This is a genomic window from Candidatus Pantoea persica (assembly GCF_013753875.1).
Taxonomy (GTDB): Bacteria; Pseudomonadota; Gammaproteobacteria; order Enterobacterales; family Enterobacteriaceae; genus Pantoea; species Pantoea persica.
In genome coordinates, this window is sequence record NZ_SMDS01000022.1 from 121,246 (window position 1) to 136,656 (window position 15,411).

The following is a 15,411-nucleotide window of genomic DNA, read 5'->3' on the forward strand; positions in this document are numbered from 1 at the left end:
CCATTGAAGCTCAATGCGCGATCCGTGAGCGGCATCTTCAACAACTGATGATCTCTGCACCGGTGGATGATGCCGGCAAACAACCCACCGTATCAAAGGTCAGCACCGATCCTGAAAAGCTTGGCAAGCTGGACGTTTACCGTCGTTGCCCGGCAATTGTTGATTTTGCTACCGGTGGCTTGCTGATATTCTGCTGCCCACTTGGCATAAACCGGCGCCAGGAAAGTACCGCCCGCGCCCGTCAAATCTGTGGCTGCAAAGGCACATACCGCACTTACGGCGAGAGTGGCGGTAAGGATTCGCGCTACGGTGCTACACATCAGTGTCATGTTCCCTCCAGGGGAGTTTATCTCAGGCTTGAAGCCGTTATAGTTGGAGTCAGTGATTGCTGCAGGAGGGAAAATAGGACAGTTTGATGACAGTGAAATGTACGAAATATGGCATTTATATGACAATTCGCAAAAAGTAAACGGGCCCTTTTCAGGGCCCGCTTTTTTACTCTACGGTGACGGACTTCGCCAGATTTCGCGGCTGATCCACGTCGGTGCCTTTAATCAGCGCAACGTGATAGGAAAGCAGCTGCAGCGGCACGGTGTAGAAAATTGGCGCGATAACCTCTTCTACATGCGGCAGCGAAATGATCTTCATACCGTCGCTGTCGCTGAAGCCGGCGTCCTGATCGGCGAACACGTACAGCAAGCCGCCGCGCGCGCGCACCTCTTCAATATTCGACTTCAGCTTTTCCAGCAGCTCGTTATTGGGCGCCACTACGATAACCGGCATATCGGCGTCAATCAGCGCCAGCGGGCCGTGCTTCAGCTCGCCCGCGGCGTAGGCTTCCGCATGGATATAGGAGATCTCTTTCAGCTTGAGCGCCCCCTCCATGGCGATCGGATACTGATCTCCGCGGCCGAGGAACAGCGCGTGCTGCTTGTCGGAGAAATCTTCCGCCAGCAGCTCGATGTGCTTGTCCTGCGACAGCATCTGCTCGATGCGGCTCGGCAGCGCCTGCAGGCCGGGTACGATCGTGTGCTCTACCTCCGCCGACATGCCGCGCAGGCGGCCCAGCTTCGACACCAGCATCAGCAGCACGGTAAGCTGCGTGGTGAAGGCTTTGGTCGAAGCGACGCCGATTTCGGTGCCCGCTTTGGTCATCAGCGCTAGGTCGGACTCGCGCACCAGAGACGAGCCGGCCACGTTGCAGATCGCCAGCGAGCCTAGGTAGTCCAGCTCTTTGGACAGACGCAACGCCGCCAGCGTATCAGCGGTTTCGCCCGACTGAGACAGGGTGATCAGCAGACTGTTTTTGCGTACCGCCGATTTGCGGTAACGGAACTCAGAGGCGATCTCCACGTCACAGGGAATATTCGCCAGCGATTCGAACCAGTAGCGCGCCACCATGCCAGAGTTATAAGAGGTGCCGCAGGCGATGATCTGGATATGCTCTACTTGGCTCAGCAGCGCTTCGGCGTGCGGCCCTAGCTCGCTGAGATCGACCTCGCCGTGGCTGAAACGCCCCGTCAGGGTGTTTTTGATCGCCATCGGCTGCTCATAAATCTCTTTCTGCATATAGTGGCGATAGATGCCTTTGTCGCCCGCGTCGTACTGCACGCTGGATTCGATTTCAGGACGGCTGACCTTGTGGCCGGCGCGATCGACGATGGTGACGTCGCGACGGCTGACCTCGGCGATATCGCCTTCTTCCAGATAGATGAAGCGACGTGTCACCGGCAGCAGCGCCAGCTGGTCGGAGGCGATAAAGTTCTCGCCGACGCCGCGTCCGATCACCAGCGGGCTGCCTGAACGCGCCGCCACCAGCAGCGACGGATCGCGGCTGTCCATGATCACCATGCCGTAGGCGCCGCGCAGCTGTGGGATCACGCGTAGCACTACGTTGCGCAGCGTGCCACCCTGTTTCTGTTCCCTGTGCACCAGATGCGCCACCACTTCGGTGTCGGTTTCAGAAGCGAAGCGATAGCCGCGCGCCATCAGCGCTTCGCGCAGCGGCTCATGGTTTTCGATAATGCCGTTGTGCACCACGATGATCTGCTCGGAGACGTGCGGGTGCGCGTTGGCTTCCGACGGCTCGCCGTGGGTTGCCCAGCGCGTATGCGCGATACCGGTGCCGCCAATCAGCGGCTGCTGCTCGGCGGCCTCCGCCAGCATCTGCACTTTGCCGACGCGGCGCAGACGCGTCACGTGACCCTGACGATCGACCACGGCCAGACCGGCCGAATCATACCCGCGATACTCAAGACGACACAGACCTTCCAGCAGAATCTCTGCGATATCGCGTTGTGCTACTGCACCTACAATTCCACACATAAACGTTATTCCTGACCTGATGGTTTTAGGCCATCTTTCGTTGTCATACGACCTGATATCCGGCATTGCCGGGCTCTCCGAGCCTTGTAGAGAGTGGGGATTATTATTGTATTACTGCTGCGGCCAGGGCAGGGCAGGGCTGGCCGTTAAAATCACTTTTTCTTCGCCGGACGCTGCCAGTCCGCTTTGCTGTTCTGTTCTTTGCGGTTGTAGACCAGCGCCGCCTCGGTGACATCTTTCATGACCGTGGTGCCCGCCGCAATGGTGGCACCCGCCGCCACGCTCACCGGCGCCACCAGCTGGGTGTCGGAGCCGACAAAGACGTTGTCGCCGATAATGGTTTTTGATTTGTTCGCGCCGTCGTAGTTGCAGGTAATGGTGCCCGCACCGATATTGACGTTGGCGCCGATCTCCGCGTCGCCGAGGTAGCTCAGGTGGCCCGCCTTGGAGCCTTTGCCCAGCCTCGCCTTTTTCATCTCGACGAAGTTACCGACGTGCGCGGCCTGCGCCAGTTCGCTGCCGGGACGCAGGTGCGCGAAAGGTCCCACGGTGCAGTCGGCGGCGAGGTTGGCATCCTCGATCACCGAACAGGAGCTGATTTCACAGTTATCGCCGATGGCGCTGTTTTTGATGATGCAGCCCGCGCCGATTTTGACGCCGTTACCCAGCGTGACTTCGCCTTCGATAATCACGTTAGCATCGATGTCGACGTCGCGGCCGTGCGTCAGCGTGCCGCGCAGGTCGAAGCGTGCCGGATCGCGCAGCATAACGCCCGCCAGCAGCAGTTTTTCCGCCTGTTCGCGTTGATAAACCCGCTCCAGCGTCGCCAGCTGAAGGCGGTTGTTGACGCCGTCGGTTTCGCTGGCGCGCGTAGGATGCACCGCGTTGATCTGGTGGCCTTCCTGGTGCGCCAGCGCGATAATATCGGTGATGTAATACTCGCCCTGCGCGTTGTTGTTGGTGAGCTGCGCCAACCAGAGCTTCAGATCGCCGCCGTTGGCCACCAGAATGCCGGTGTTGATTTCCGCGATCGTCAGCTGCTCCGGCGTAGCGTCTTTCTGCTCGATAATGCCAACGATGTTGCCGTTTTCGCGCACGATGCGGCCATAGCCGCTGGGATCGTCCAGCACCACCGTCAGCAGGCCGATGCCGCCCGCCGGCTTCGCGTCGCACAGGCGCTGCAGCGTCGCCTGAGCGATCAGCGGCACGTCGCCATAGAGTATCAGGATGTCTTCATCATCAGCGAATGCGGGCGCGGCCTGCTGCACGGCATGGCCGGTGCCTAGCTGCTCCGCCTGCAGCACCCAGTTAAGCGACGGCTCACTCAGCACAGTCTTGAGCCTGTCGCCTCCGTGGCCGTAAACCAGATGAATGCGCTGCGCGCCGAGGCCGATTGAGGCGTCGATCACGTGCTGGACCATGGGCTTGCCTGCAAGCGTGTGCAGGACTTTGGGCAGATCGGAATACATACGGGTGCCCTTTCCGGCAGCAAGGATCACCACGCTCATAGAGCTGTTAGACATAATCATCCTGACAGATTTTTTGACATGCGAAAGTTAAACGATTTACCCCTGAGATTACTACATTTTTCTCAGGTCGAAATTAGGCGCGCGCCGCGATTATGGCGGGGATAAAAAAATGCCAGCCCAATGGGCTGGCATTTCGTAATGCATAAAGCCTGATTACATCGCTTTTTTGGTCAGCTCGATCACGCGCAGTTTAGCAATGGCTTTCGCCAGCTCCGCAGAGGCCTGAGCATAGTCCACGTCGCCGTGGCTGCTGTTCATATGCGCTTCTACTTTGAGTTTCGCTTCCAGAGCGCGCGCCTCGTCCAAGTCGGTACCGCGGATAGCGGTATCGGCCAGAACGGTGGTGCTGCCCGGCTGCACTTCCAGCACGCCGCCAGAGAGGTAGATATACTCCTCTTCGCCGTGCTGCTTCACGATACGGATCATTCCAGGCTTGATGGCAGTCAGCAGCGGCGTGTGGCCCGGGAAGATTCCCAGCTCACCTTCACTGCCTGACACCTGAATCTTCTGCACCAGGCCAGAGAAAAGCTGCTTCTCCGCGCTGACGACGTCCAGGTGATAAGTCATAGCCATATCTGTCCTCCCGGGAAACCGTTATTACAGTTTCTTCGCTTTTTCCACGGCTTCTTTGATAGAGCCGACCATGTAGAAAGCCTGCTCCGGCAGATGGTCGAACTCGCCGTCCATGATACCTTTAAAGCCACGGATCGTGTCTTTCAGCGTGACGTATTTACCCGGAGAACCGGTGAAGACTTCCGCTACGAAGAACGGCTGCGACAGGAAGCGCTGAATCTTACGCGCGCGTGCCACCAGCAGTTTGTCGTCTTCAGACAGCTCGTCCATACCGAGGATGGCGATGATGTCTTTCAGTTCTTGGTAATGCTGCAGCAGAGACTGCACGCCGCGCGCCACGTCGTAGTGCTCCTGGCCAACCACCAGCGGATCCAGCTGACGGCTGGTGGAACCCAGCGGGTCAACGGCCGGGTAGATACCCAGAGACGCGATCTGACGGCTCAGGGTAACGGTGGAGTCCAGGTGGGCGAAGGTGGTCGCTGGAGACGGGTCAGTCAAGTCATCCGCAGGGACGTAAACGGCCTGTACGGAGGTGATTGAACCGGTCTTGGTGGAGGTAATACGCTCCTGCAGCACGCCCATCTCTTCAGCCAGGGTCGGCTGGTAGCCTACCGCTGACGGCATACGACCCAGCAGTGCAGATACTTCCGTACCGGCCAGGGTGTAACGATAGATGTTGTCGATAAACAGCAGAACGTCGCGGCCTTCGTCACGGAATTTTTCCGCCATGGTCAGACCGGTCAGTGCAACGCGCAGACGGTTGCCCGGCGGCTCGTTCATCTGGCCATACACAAGCGCAACTTTGTCGATTACGTTGGAGTCGGTCATCTCGTGGTAGAAGTCGTTACCCTCACGAGTACGCTCGCCCACGCCGGCAAATACCGAGTAACCTGAGTGCTCAACCGCGATGTTATGGATCAGCTCCATCATGTTTACGGTTTTACCTACACCCGCGCCGCCGAACAGGCCGACTTTACCGCCCTTGGCGAACGGACACATCAGGTCGATAACCTTGATGCCGGTTTCCAGCAGTTCCTGCGAGTTAGACTGATCTTCATAAGAAGGCGCTGCGCGGTGAATAGAGGAGATCTCTACTACGCTGCCGTCCTCTTCTTTGATGTCGCCTTTCATGTCGATCGGCTCGCCCAGCACGTTCATGATACGGCCGAGGGTGGCTTTACCCACTGGAACCTGGATCGGTTTTTTCAGGTCAGCAACTTCCAGACCGCGCTTCAGGCCGTCAGAAGAACCCATGGCGATGGTACGCACCATGCCACCGCCCAGCTGCTGCTGAACTTCCAGCACCAGACGAGCATCACCATTCTTAACCTCAAGGGCATTGTACACTTGCGGTACCGCGTCCAGAGGGAATTCGACGTCAACTACGGCGCCGATAATCTGGACAATCTTTCCAGCTGCCATCTTGAATCCTCTACCTAATTCGTTTTACCCGTCTTAACAGACGCCGCAGCAGCGTTGCCTGCTTGTGCTCGCCCCGAGCGTGCCCGCGCGTCGTTCTGTTGCCGGCAGGCTTTGGCGCCTGTTATGCGGGTATACCTGGTTAAACCGCGGAGGCTCCCGAGACGATCTCGGTGAGTTCCTGGGTGATGCTGGCCTGACGAGCTTTGTTGTAAACCAACTGCAGCTCTTTGATCAGGTTTCCGCCGTTGTCGGTTGCGGCTTTCATCGCCACCATACGTGCGGCCTGCTCACTGGCCAGGTTTTCCACCACACCCTGATAAACCTGCGATTCGACATAACGACGCAGCAGGGTATCCAGCAGCGCTTTCGGATCGGGCTCGTAAAGGTAATCCCAGGTCTTCGCCTTCATATCTTCTTCACCTTCCGCTGGCGGTAACGGCAGCAGTTGGGTAATAGCCGGAGTCTGAGACATGGTGTTATTGAATTTGTTGCTGACGACATAGAGCTTGTCGATACGACCTTCGTCGTAAGCCTGCAACATTACTTTTACCGGGCCGATCAATGCAGACAGGGAAGGTTTGTCTCCCATGCCGGTGACCTGCGCCACGATGTTGCCGCCTACAGAGCCGAAGAACGCCAGGCCTTTGGAACCGATAATCGCCAGATCGCTCTGTACGCCTTTATCGGACCAGGCTTTCATATCCGCCAGCAACTTTTTCAACAGGTTAATGTTCAAACCACCACAAAGCCCGCGGTCAGTCGAAACGACCAGGTAGCCGACGCGCTTAACGTCGCGCTCTTCTAGGTAAGGGTGCTTGTATTCCAGATTGCCTAACGCAAGGTGACCAATCACTTTGCGCATGGTATCTGCATACGGACGGCTGGCCGCCATGCGTTCCTGCGTTTTACGCATTTTGGAGGCGGCGACCATTTCCATCGCTTTGGTGATCTTCTGCGTGTTTTTCACGCTTCCGATCTTGTTACGTATCTCTTTTGCGCCGGCCATTAGCTTCTCCTCCAAAGCCTTGCGGCCTGTCTTTTCAGACAAGCCGCCAGACATTACCAAGACTGGGTTGCTTTAAACGTGTCGAGCAGGCCTTTCAGCTTGGCTTCGATGTCGTTGTTGTAGTTACCAGTTTGGTTGATTTCCTGCATCAGCTCGGCATGTTCGCGGTCTGCGAACGCCAGCAGCGCAGCTTCAAAGCTAAGGATCTTCGCCAGTTCAACGTCGTTCAGGTAGCCGCGCTCGGCAGCAAACAGCACCAGACCTTGTTGCGCGACAGACATTGGCGCATTCTGTTTCTGTTTCAACAGCTCGGTCACTTTCTGACCGTGGCTCAGTTGTTTCCGGGTCGCGTCGTCCAGATCAGAAGCGAACTGCGAGAACGCCGCCAGTTCACGATACTGCGCCAGCGCGGTACGGATGCCGCCGGACAGTTTCTTGATGATCTTGATCTGTGCAGCACCACCTACGCGCGATACCGAGATACCCGGGTTAACCGCCGGACGAATACCGGAGTTAAACAGGTTTGATTCCAAGAAGATCTGACCATCGGTAATAGAGATTACGTTGGTCGGAACGAACGCGGAAACGTCACCCGCCTGGGTTTCGATGATCGGCAGTGCGGTCAGTGAACCGGTTTTACCTTTTACTTCGCCGTTGGTGTGACGCTCAACGTAGTCAGCGCTTACACGTGACGCACGCTCCAGCAGACGGGAGTGGAGGTAGAACACGTCGCCCGGAAACGCTTCACGGCCCGGCGGACGGCGCAGCAGCAGAGAAATCTGACGGTAAGCGATAGCCTGCTTGGAGAGGTCATCGTAAACGATCAGCGCATCTTCGCCACGATCGCGGAAGTATTCGCCCATGGCGCAGCCGGAGTAGGGCGCCAGGTACTGCAGTGCGGCAGATTCAGACGCAGAGGCGACAACCACGATGGTGTTCGCCAGCGCGTCGTGCTCTTCCAGCTTACGCACCACGTTCGCGATGGTAGAGGCTTTCTGGCCGATAGCGACGTAGACGCACTTGATGCCGGAGTCGCGCTGGTTGATGATCGCGTCGATTGCCAGCGCGGTTTTACCGGTCTGACGGTCGCCGATGATCAGCTCACGCTGGCCACGACCGATTGGAATCATCGCATCGACAGATTTGTAACCGGTCTGAACCGGCTCGTCGACTGACTGACGGTCGATAACGCCCGGTGCGATCACTTCAACCGGCGAGAAGCCGTCGTTGTCGATCGCGCCTTTGCCGTCGATTGGCGCGCCCAGGGTGTTCACCACGCGGCCCAGTAGGCCACGACCGACCGGCACTTCCAGAATACGACCGGTACATTTAACCTTCATGCCTTCGGCGAGGTCAGCGTACGGGCCCATGACCACGGCGCCGACAGAGCCGCGTTCGAGGTTCAGGGCGATAGCGTAACGGTTGCCCGGCAGGGCAATCATCTCACCCTGCATCACATCGGCCAGGCCGTGTACGCGGATGATACCGTCGCTTACAGAGACGATAGTACCTTCGTTGTGAGCTTCGCTCACGACATTGAACTGAGCAATGCGCTGCTTGATCAGTTCGCTGATTTCGGTGGAATTCAGTTGCATATACTCCAGTCCCCTTAAGACTGCAAGGCGTCTGCCAGACGCTCAAGACGGCCGCGCACGCTGCCATCAATGACCAGATCACCCGCACGGATGATCACGCCTGCCATGACGGACTTATCAATTTTGCAATTCAGCTTAACTTTGCGTGACAGACGTTTTTCCATCGCGGCGCTGATGTTAGTCAGCTGGCTGTCACTCAGTGTACTGGCGGAAATCACATCAACCTCAGCGGTCGCCTCATAGGTGTCGCGCAGTTGAATGTACTGTTCCAGTACAGCCGGAAGCGCTGTCAAACGTCCGTTCTCAGCCATAACCTTAATCAGGTTCTGCCCGTGTTCATCTAATTGATCGCCGCAGACGGCAATGAAAGAAGCCGATAACGCTTCCGGCTTCAGCATGCCAGAAAGCAGATCGGCCATTTGTTCATTGCGTGCTACGGTCGCGGCGAACGCCAGCATCTCTTGCCAGCGTTCAATGCTTTGATGCTCAACAGCAAAGTCAAAAGCTGCTTTGGCGTAGGGGCGAGCTACAGTAATCAGTTCAGACATCAGCCCCTCCCTCCTTACAGTTCAGCGACCAGTTTATCAACGATGTCGCTGTTAGCAGCTTCATCCACGGAACGTTCGATTATTTTCTCGGCGCCAGCTATTACCAGCAACGCGACTTGCTTACGCAGCTCTTCGCGGGAACGTTTACGCTCGGCTTCGATCTCTGCCTGCGCCTGCGCCACAATGCGGTTACGCTCGTTCTCGGCTTCAGTTTTCGCTTCGTCCAGAATCTGAGCGCGGCGTTTGGTCGCCTGCTCGATAATGACCTGAGCTTCTTCTTTGGCTTTTTTCAGCTGGTCGGTCGCATTAGCCTGTGCGAGATCCAAATTCTTCTTCGCGCGCTCAGCAGAAGCAAGGCCTTCAGCAATTTCTTTCTGGCGCTTTTCGATGGCTGCCATAATCGGCGGCCATACGTACTTCATGCAGAATGCGACGAATAGGATGAACGCGATGGCCTGGCCGAGGATTGTTGCGTTAATGTTCACAGCACAATGCCTCTAATTAAATTGTTAACTTATCTGCCGTTATCGCAGTGATAAGCGGCAGAACCGTTCATTACGGCACAGCGTGCAATGAATGAACAAAGAGCGACAGGCTTTAGGCGACAGCAAACATCACATAGAGACCTAGACCAACAGCGATCATCGGGATTGCATCCACCAGACCCATTACAACAAAGAACTGCGTACGCAGCAGAGGGATAAGATCCGGCTGGCGCGCGGCGCCTTCCAGGAATTTACCTCCGAGGATGCCGATACCGATCGCAGCACCGATTGCCGCCAGGCCCATCATAACAGCGGCAGCCATGTACAGCAGATCCATATTCAGGTTTTCCATGACAGTCTCCAGTTTGTTTCAGTTAAAATGCTTAGTGTTGAGAAAAAATCAATGTTCTTCAGATGCCATCGACAGATAAACAATCGTGAGGACCATGAAAATGAAAGCCTGCAACGAGATGATCAGGATGTGGAAAATGGCCCACGGCACATTTAGCACCCACTGCGACCACCACGGCAATAGACCGGCAATAAGGATAAAGATCAGCTCACCCGCATACATGTTGCCGAACAGTCGCAGACCGAGAGAAACCGGTTTGGACAGCAGGCTAACACCTTCAAGGATCAGGTTTATGGGGATGAAGATCGGGTGATTAAAAGGCTGCAGCGTCAGCTCTTTTGCGAAGCCGACTACACCTTTCATTTTGATGCTGTAGAACAGAATCAAAATAAAGACGCCCAACGCCATAGAGAGCGTGATGTTCACGTCTGCGGACGGCACGACGCGCAGCGCCGGCAGGCCCAGCCAGTGCTCGCCGATATACGGCAGCAGGTCGATAGGCAGCAGATCCATGAAGTTCATCAGAAAGACCCAGACGAAAATCGTCAGAGCCAGCGGGGCGATAAGTTTGCTTTTACCGTGGTACATGTCGCGCACATTGCTGTCAACGAAGCCGATAACCAGTTCGATAGCAGCCTGCATTTTCCCTGGCACGCCGCTGGTGACGCTTTTCGCCACTTTGCGGAACAACACTAGGAAGATCAATCCCAGCACCAGAGAGAAAAATATAGAATCGGTATTTAATACCCAGAACGTTGCGGGAGCGTCGTGAGCATTCACTAACTCGAAGGTACGGAGGTCCAACTGAAGATGCGTCAGATGGTGACCGATGAACTCTTGTGGAGTTTGAGTTTCTCCTGCAGCCATGATGCCTTTTACCCTCTGTTGTTAATTACCGCCAGTGCCAACATCTGAACCACCAGCACCGATAACCAGGTTATCCCGAGCGGCCAGAACGCCACTCTGAAAACACCCAACGCCGTACAATAGAGCAACACGGCCGTACAATAGAGCAACACGATAGTTGCAACGACTTTGCCGATTTCGCCCAAGGCGAAACTCCATGCAACCCGTCCCGAGGCGGGGGATTGCCCTTGCAGGCGCCAGGCTAAAAACATGAACAACACGTTTGGCAGTCAGGCTGCCGCTCCGCCAGCAAGTGCAGAGACACCCAGGGTGACATATTTCAGGGCAAAGAGCGCGCCGATGATGATGACAACGGTCACCAGCTGAAGAGCCAGCACGGTTCGGGCGAATTTCACACTGTAAAAAGAGACACTGACATGGCGCTGTTACTCTCCTGCCCCATAAGGGGTATGTCGCGTGTCGTAGACTGCCCTTACTCACTCGAGTCAAGCAGCATAAAGCCGTTGCAAATTATACGGGCCACACCTGCGATTTTAATCCGTAAGTAGCCAAAAGGTGAACAATTATTTAAATTTCTTCCCGAACGGCTATTTTTCCAAAGATTACCGGCTGGAATGCTCTTGCTGCGCAGCTGAAATTCCCTGTCAGCTCTGCCTTTAAAGTGTGATCCATATCACATCCTAAGCACTAACGCGCCGGTATAAATTACCGACAAGCAATAATAACGGCGGCTAACTTCTCCTTAAACCTATAGCAATCAGCTACTTAGAAATTATCATTATCGCGCGCCAGAACGCGCTTATTTTCGATAAAAACAGTCGATTGACAACCCAGAATGCGGCAAGAACGTTAAATTGATATTACGTACGCAGAGTTATTACCTCGATATATTTGCTAGCATGATTATAATTTTACACCGCGGTGCCGTTAAAAGTGATCTTCCTGATAAATAAATGTGAATTAAAAGCTAAATGTAATAGAGCTTTTCGGATAATTTCCGTGAGCCTTGTTGACCTTGTTTCGCTAACGCCGTCGTGAAAATTACCTCACGTCCGGCAACCGACTGCTTAACTTTTAGACGGCGTGCCCGCTAAGGCAATCAGCGGGTGGCCGTTAAACCTTACTGCCCGTAGGGCCACTGGCGCGCAATCACCACCAGGTGGCGCTCCTCTTCCAGCTCAGGCACTTGCAGCGCTTCAACGAATACCAGGCGAAAACCGGCCGGCAGGCTGGCGATCTCCTCATCGGGGCGCACGCCCTTCAGCACATAGAACTGGCCCTGCGCGGACGGCAGCTGGTGACACCAGCTCACCATATCCTGCAGCGAGGCGAAAGCGCGGCTAATCACACCGTCGAACGGCGTCTCTGACGGGAACTCCTCTACCCTGCTCTGCACTGGAGTGACGTTGGTTAACCCCAGCTCATACTGCACCTGGCGTAAAAAGCGCACGCGCTTGCCCAGGCTGTCCAGCAGGGTGAACTGCGCCTGCGGCATTACGATCGCCAGCGGAATGCCCGGCAGGCCGGGACCGGTGCCGACATCGATAAAGCGTTTGCCCTTGAGGTGCGGCACCACGACGATGCTGTCAAGAATATGGCGCACCAGCATCTGCTGCGGATCGCGCACCGAGGTCAGGTTGTAGGCTTTGTTCCACTTGTCCAGCAGACCGACATAGGCGACCAGCTGCGCTTTTTGCTGATCGGAGAGAAAAATATTAGCTACCTTCAGCAGCGAGGTGAGTTTTGTGATCACAGCATGAGTCCAGTCAGTGGGGGCGAGGAACCTCGCCCCATTTCAGGTCAGGCGCTTTTGCGCAGCAGCCCTTGTTTTTTTCAGGTAAATAAGCAAAATGGAGATCGCCGCAGGCGTAATGCCGGAAATGCGCGACGCTTGTCCGATAGAGGAGGGCTTGTAGTCATTCAGCTTGGAGATCACCTCGTTGGACAGGCCGCTGACCTGACGATAGTCCAGCTCGGTCGGCAACAGCGTATTCTCATTGCGCTGCTGGCGATAGATTTCTTCCTGCTGGCGCGCAATGTAGCCTTCGTACTTCACCTGAATCTCGACCTGTTCGGCCACCTGCGTGTCCATCAGCGCCGGACCGAAGCTCGGCAGCGCGGTAAGCTGCGCGTAGGTCAGTTCCGGGCGGCGCAGCAGATCTTCGCCGCTCACCTCTTTAGTCAGCGCCGCGTTCAGCAGGCCGTTCACTTCCGCGACGTTTTCCGACCTCGGATGGATCCAGCAATCGCGCAAACGCTGACGCTCCTGCTCAATTGCCTCCAGCTTCTGGTTGAAGCGCGCCCAGCGTGCGTCGTCCACTAGGCCCAGCTCGCGGCCGGTTTCGGTCAGACGTAGATCGGCGTTGTCTTCGCGCAGCATCAGACGATACTCGGCGCGCGAGGTAAACATGCGGTAGGGCTCTTTGGTGCCGAGGGTGCAGAGGTCGTCCACTAGCACGCCGAGATAGGCCTGATCGCGACGCGGCACCCAGCCCTCTTTGTCGGCGGACTGGCGTCCGGCGTTGAGGCCGGCCAGCAGACCCTGAGCGGCCGCCTCTTCGTAGCCGGTGGTGCCGTTGATCTGCCCGGCGAAGAACAGACCGTGAATATATTTGCTCTCCAGCGTCGGCTTGAGATCGCGCGGATCGAAGAAGTCATACTCGATGGCATAGCCCGGACGGACGATCTTCGCGTTCTCCAGACCCTTCATCGAGCGCACGATCTGCATCTGCACGTCAAACGGCAGGCTGGTAGAGATGCCGTTCGGGTAGATTTCGTTGCTGGTCAGCCCCTCCGGCTCGAGGAAGATCTGGTGTGCGTTGCGATCGGCGAAGCGCATCACCTTGTCTTCGACCGACGGGCAGTAGCGCGGGCCGATCCCTTCGATGATCCCGGCACACATCGGGCTGCGATCGAGGTTATTGCGGATCACCTCGTGGGTCTGCTCGTTGGTATGGGTGATCCAGCAGGGCACCTGTTGCGGATGCTGCGACGCATCGCCCATGAACGAGACGACCGGCATCGGGTTATCGCTGTGCTGCGGGCTGAGCACGGAAAAATCGATAGTGCGCGCGTCAATGCGCGGCGGTGTACCGGTTTTCAGGCGGCTGACGCGCAGCGGCAGCGCACGCAGGCGCTTCGCCAGCGGAATCGACGGCGGATCGCCGGCGCGGCCGCCGCTGTAGTTATCCAGCCCAATATGAATTTTGCCGTCGAGGAAGGTGCCGACGGTGAGCACGACTGTCTCGGCGCGGAACTTCAGCCCCATCTGGGTCACGGCGCCCACGACGCGATCGTTTTCCACGATAAGATCGTCAACCGCCTGCTGGAAGATCATCAGGTTGAGCTGATTCTCCAGCGCAGTGCGTACCGCCTGGCGATACAGCACGCGATCCGCCTGCGCGCGAGTGGCGCGCACGGCAGGGCCTTTACTGCTGTTTAGTATCCTAAACTGAATGCCCGTTTTATCGATCGAGGTGGCCATCAGGCCGCCCAAGGCATCCACTTCCTTAACCAGATGTCCTTTTCCAATGCCACCGATCGCCGGGTTGCAGGACATTTGTCCAAGCGTATCAATGTTATGGGTGAGTAACAGAGTTTGCTGACCCATTCGGGCAGCGGCCATCGCGGCTTCTGTGCCCGCATGACCACCACCAATCACGATGACGTCAAAAGGATCTGGATAAAACATTAAGTGGTACCTCGTTGATGAACAGGCTGGGATCGTTGCTCTAGACGGTGGATTCTACTGAAATCCCTCCTGGGGTAAAAGTGGCGGGATCCATGGGTTTTAAAAGAAAGGAGCTTTATTCTGTATTATGATCTTTCTGTTAGATTTCTTATTTGGATCGCCTCACGCTGTGGATAAGGCGAGAAAGCCCAGTAAGATCATCTAGAAAGAAAGGATCGCTTGCTGTGAGTGATCGGTGATCCGGATCCGTATAAACTGAGATCAAAATGGTCACTTATACATATCCTGAAAAAGCATTATCGGTTGTTCTCTGGATAACCACCTGTTTTGCGCAGCATACAGGCAGTTTATCCATAAAAAAAGCGATCGCGATCCGCTGAAAACAGAATTTTCAACTAGTGATCCGGCAAAAAAGGCGATCCCCTGTGGCGAAAGATCCGCTTAAAGATGGCTAAGCCAGCCGCTGAGCCAGGCCTCAGCCGGATCTTCGGGGATCTCATGCTCCAGCACGTCAATTTCCAGCCGATCGCCGATACGCTGTGCGCCGCGCGCGATCAGCAACTCGTCCAGCATGCGGATTGCGCCACAGAAGAGATCGTATTCATGGTTGCCGAGGCCGACCGCGCCGAAGCGCAGCGCCGACAGATCAGGCTGGGTTTCCTCAATCGCCTCATACAGGGGATGCAGATTGTCGGGCAGTTCGCCTGCGCCGTGCGTCGAGGTGACGATCAGCCAGATGCCCTGCTGCGGCAGCGCATCCAGTGCCGGACCGTGCAGCAGTTCGGTCGAAAAACCCGCGTCCTGCAGCTTTTCTTCCAGATGCTCGGCCACATATTCTGCGCTGCCCAGCGTGCTGCCACTGATTAAGGTAATGTCGGCCATTATGATCTCCCTGAAATAAAGGCGAGCATTGTACGCTGTGATCAAGCCGTGATCTACCTGTGGAAAATAGGGTTAATAAAATAAGCGAAGAGAACGCAGCCGTTAGCGCAGGCGGTGTTCGTCCGGGATAAGCTTG

At 56.2% G+C, this 15,411-nt stretch carries 12 protein-coding genes and 3 pseudogenes; all 15 read right to left on the reverse strand.

What is annotated here, in order from left to right; translation table 11 throughout:
• Nucleotides 1-158: 158 nt before the first annotated feature.
• Nucleotides 159-329, reverse strand: a pseudogene (locus EIO60_RS15295) (phosphate ABC transporter substrate-binding protein PstS); the annotation flags it as partial.
• Nucleotides 330-495: 166 nt separating this feature from the next.
• Nucleotides 496-2,325, reverse strand: a complete 1,830-nt coding sequence (gene glmS, locus EIO60_RS15300) for a glutamine--fructose-6-phosphate transaminase (isomerizing) (protein WP_258577304.1) — start codon at nt 2,323-2,325, stop codon at nt 496-498.
• 152 nt (nt 2,326-2,477) lie between these two features.
• Complete coding sequence (gene glmU / locus EIO60_RS15305; RefSeq protein ID WP_258577305.1) at nt 2,478-3,848, reverse strand: bifunctional UDP-N-acetylglucosamine diphosphorylase/glucosamine-1-phosphate N-acetyltransferase GlmU; 1,371 nt, start codon at nt 3,846-3,848, stop codon at nt 2,478-2,480.
• Between the two features lie 159 nt (nt 3,849-4,007).
• The gene (locus tag EIO60_RS15310; protein ID WP_258577306.1) at nt 4,008-4,427 is read right to left on the reverse strand and encodes a F0F1 ATP synthase subunit epsilon; all 420 of its coding nucleotides are present in this window, start codon (nt 4,425-4,427) and stop codon (nt 4,008-4,010) included.
• Between the two features lie 24 nt (nt 4,428-4,451).
• On the reverse strand, nt 4,452-5,849 hold the full coding sequence (atpD, locus tag EIO60_RS15315) for a F0F1 ATP synthase subunit beta (RefSeq protein ID WP_258577307.1): 1,398 nt from the start codon (nt 5,847-5,849) through the stop codon (nt 4,452-4,454).
• A gap of 139 nt (nt 5,850-5,988) precedes the next feature.
• Nucleotides 5,989-6,855, reverse strand: coding sequence for a F0F1 ATP synthase subunit gamma (gene atpG / locus EIO60_RS15320; protein ID WP_258577321.1), 867 nt, complete (start codon nt 6,853-6,855; stop codon nt 5,989-5,991).
• Between the two features lie 53 nt (nt 6,856-6,908).
• The gene (atpA, locus tag EIO60_RS15325) at nt 6,909-8,450 is read right to left on the reverse strand and encodes a F0F1 ATP synthase subunit alpha (protein ID WP_258577308.1); all 1,542 of its coding nucleotides are present in this window, start codon (nt 8,448-8,450) and stop codon (nt 6,909-6,911) included.
• 14 nt (nt 8,451-8,464) lie between these two features.
• Entirely contained in the window at nt 8,465-8,998 is a 534-nt protein-coding gene (atpH, locus tag EIO60_RS15330; protein ID WP_258577309.1) for a F0F1 ATP synthase subunit delta, read from the reverse strand.
• 14 nt (nt 8,999-9,012) lie between these two features.
• Entirely contained in the window at nt 9,013-9,483 is a 471-nt protein-coding gene (gene atpF, locus EIO60_RS15335) for a F0F1 ATP synthase subunit B (RefSeq protein WP_258577310.1), read from the reverse strand.
• Between the two features lie 112 nt (nt 9,484-9,595).
• Nucleotides 9,596-9,835 (reverse strand): F0F1 ATP synthase subunit C, encoded by a 240-nt coding sequence (gene atpE / locus EIO60_RS15340; protein WP_003849523.1) that lies wholly within the window; start codon nt 9,833-9,835, stop codon nt 9,596-9,598.
• 48 nt (nt 9,836-9,883) lie between these two features.
• On the reverse strand, nt 9,884-10,702 hold the full coding sequence (gene atpB / locus EIO60_RS15345) for a F0F1 ATP synthase subunit A (RefSeq protein WP_258577311.1): 819 nt from the start codon (nt 10,700-10,702) through the stop codon (nt 9,884-9,886).
• An 8-nt stretch (nt 10,703-10,710) separates the two neighbouring features.
• Nucleotides 10,711-11,097, reverse strand: a pseudogene (atpI, locus tag EIO60_RS15350) (F0F1 ATP synthase subunit I).
• A 725-nt stretch (nt 11,098-11,822) separates the two neighbouring features.
• Nucleotides 11,823-12,455, reverse strand: a complete 633-nt coding sequence (gene rsmG, locus EIO60_RS15355) for a 16S rRNA (guanine(527)-N(7))-methyltransferase RsmG (protein ID WP_258577312.1) — start codon at nt 12,453-12,455, stop codon at nt 11,823-11,825.
• A 47-nt stretch (nt 12,456-12,502) separates the two neighbouring features.
• Nucleotides 12,503-14,393: pseudogene (mnmG, locus tag EIO60_RS15360) on the reverse strand (tRNA uridine-5-carboxymethylaminomethyl(34) synthesis enzyme MnmG).
• 441 nt (nt 14,394-14,834) lie between these two features.
• A complete protein-coding gene (gene mioC / locus EIO60_RS15365; protein WP_258577313.1) occupies nt 14,835-15,275 on the reverse strand; it encodes an FMN-binding protein MioC in 441 nt (146 codons plus the stop codon).
• Between the last annotated feature and the right edge of the window lie 136 nt (nt 15,276-15,411).

Excerpts from the sequence above, each read along its gene's own strand:
- glmS (WP_258577304.1), bottom strand. The coding sequence starts at position 2,325 with ATGTGTGGAATTGTAGGTGCAGTAGCACAACGCGATATCGCAGAGATT.
- glmU (WP_258577305.1), bottom strand. The coding sequence starts at position 3,848 with ATGTCTAACAGCTCTATGAGCGTGGTGATCCTTGCTGCCGGAAAGGGC.
- EIO60_RS15310 (WP_258577306.1), bottom strand. The coding sequence starts at position 4,427 with ATGGCTATGACTTATCACCTGGACGTCGTCAGCGCGGAGAAGCAGCTT.
- atpD (WP_258577307.1), bottom strand. The coding sequence starts at position 5,849 with ATGGCAGCTGGAAAGATTGTCCAGATTATCGGCGCCGTAGTTGACGTC.
- atpG (WP_258577321.1), bottom strand. The coding sequence starts at position 6,855 with ATGGCCGGCGCAAAAGAGATACGTAACAAGATCGGAAGCGTGAAAAAC.
- atpA (WP_258577308.1), bottom strand. The coding sequence starts at position 8,450 with ATGCAACTGAATTCCACCGAAATCAGCGAACTGATCAAGCAGCGCATT.
- atpH (WP_258577309.1), bottom strand. The coding sequence starts at position 8,998 with ATGTCTGAACTGATTACTGTAGCTCGCCCCTACGCCAAAGCAGCTTTT.
- atpE (WP_003849523.1), bottom strand. The coding sequence starts at position 9,835 with ATGGAAAACCTGAATATGGATCTGCTGTACATGGCTGCCGCTGTTATG.
- atpB (WP_258577311.1), bottom strand. The coding sequence starts at position 10,702 with ATGGCTGCAGGAGAAACTCAAACTCCACAAGAGTTCATCGGTCACCAT.
- mioC (WP_258577313.1), bottom strand. The coding sequence starts at position 15,275 with ATGGCCGACATTACCTTAATCAGTGGCAGCACGCTGGGCAGCGCAGAA.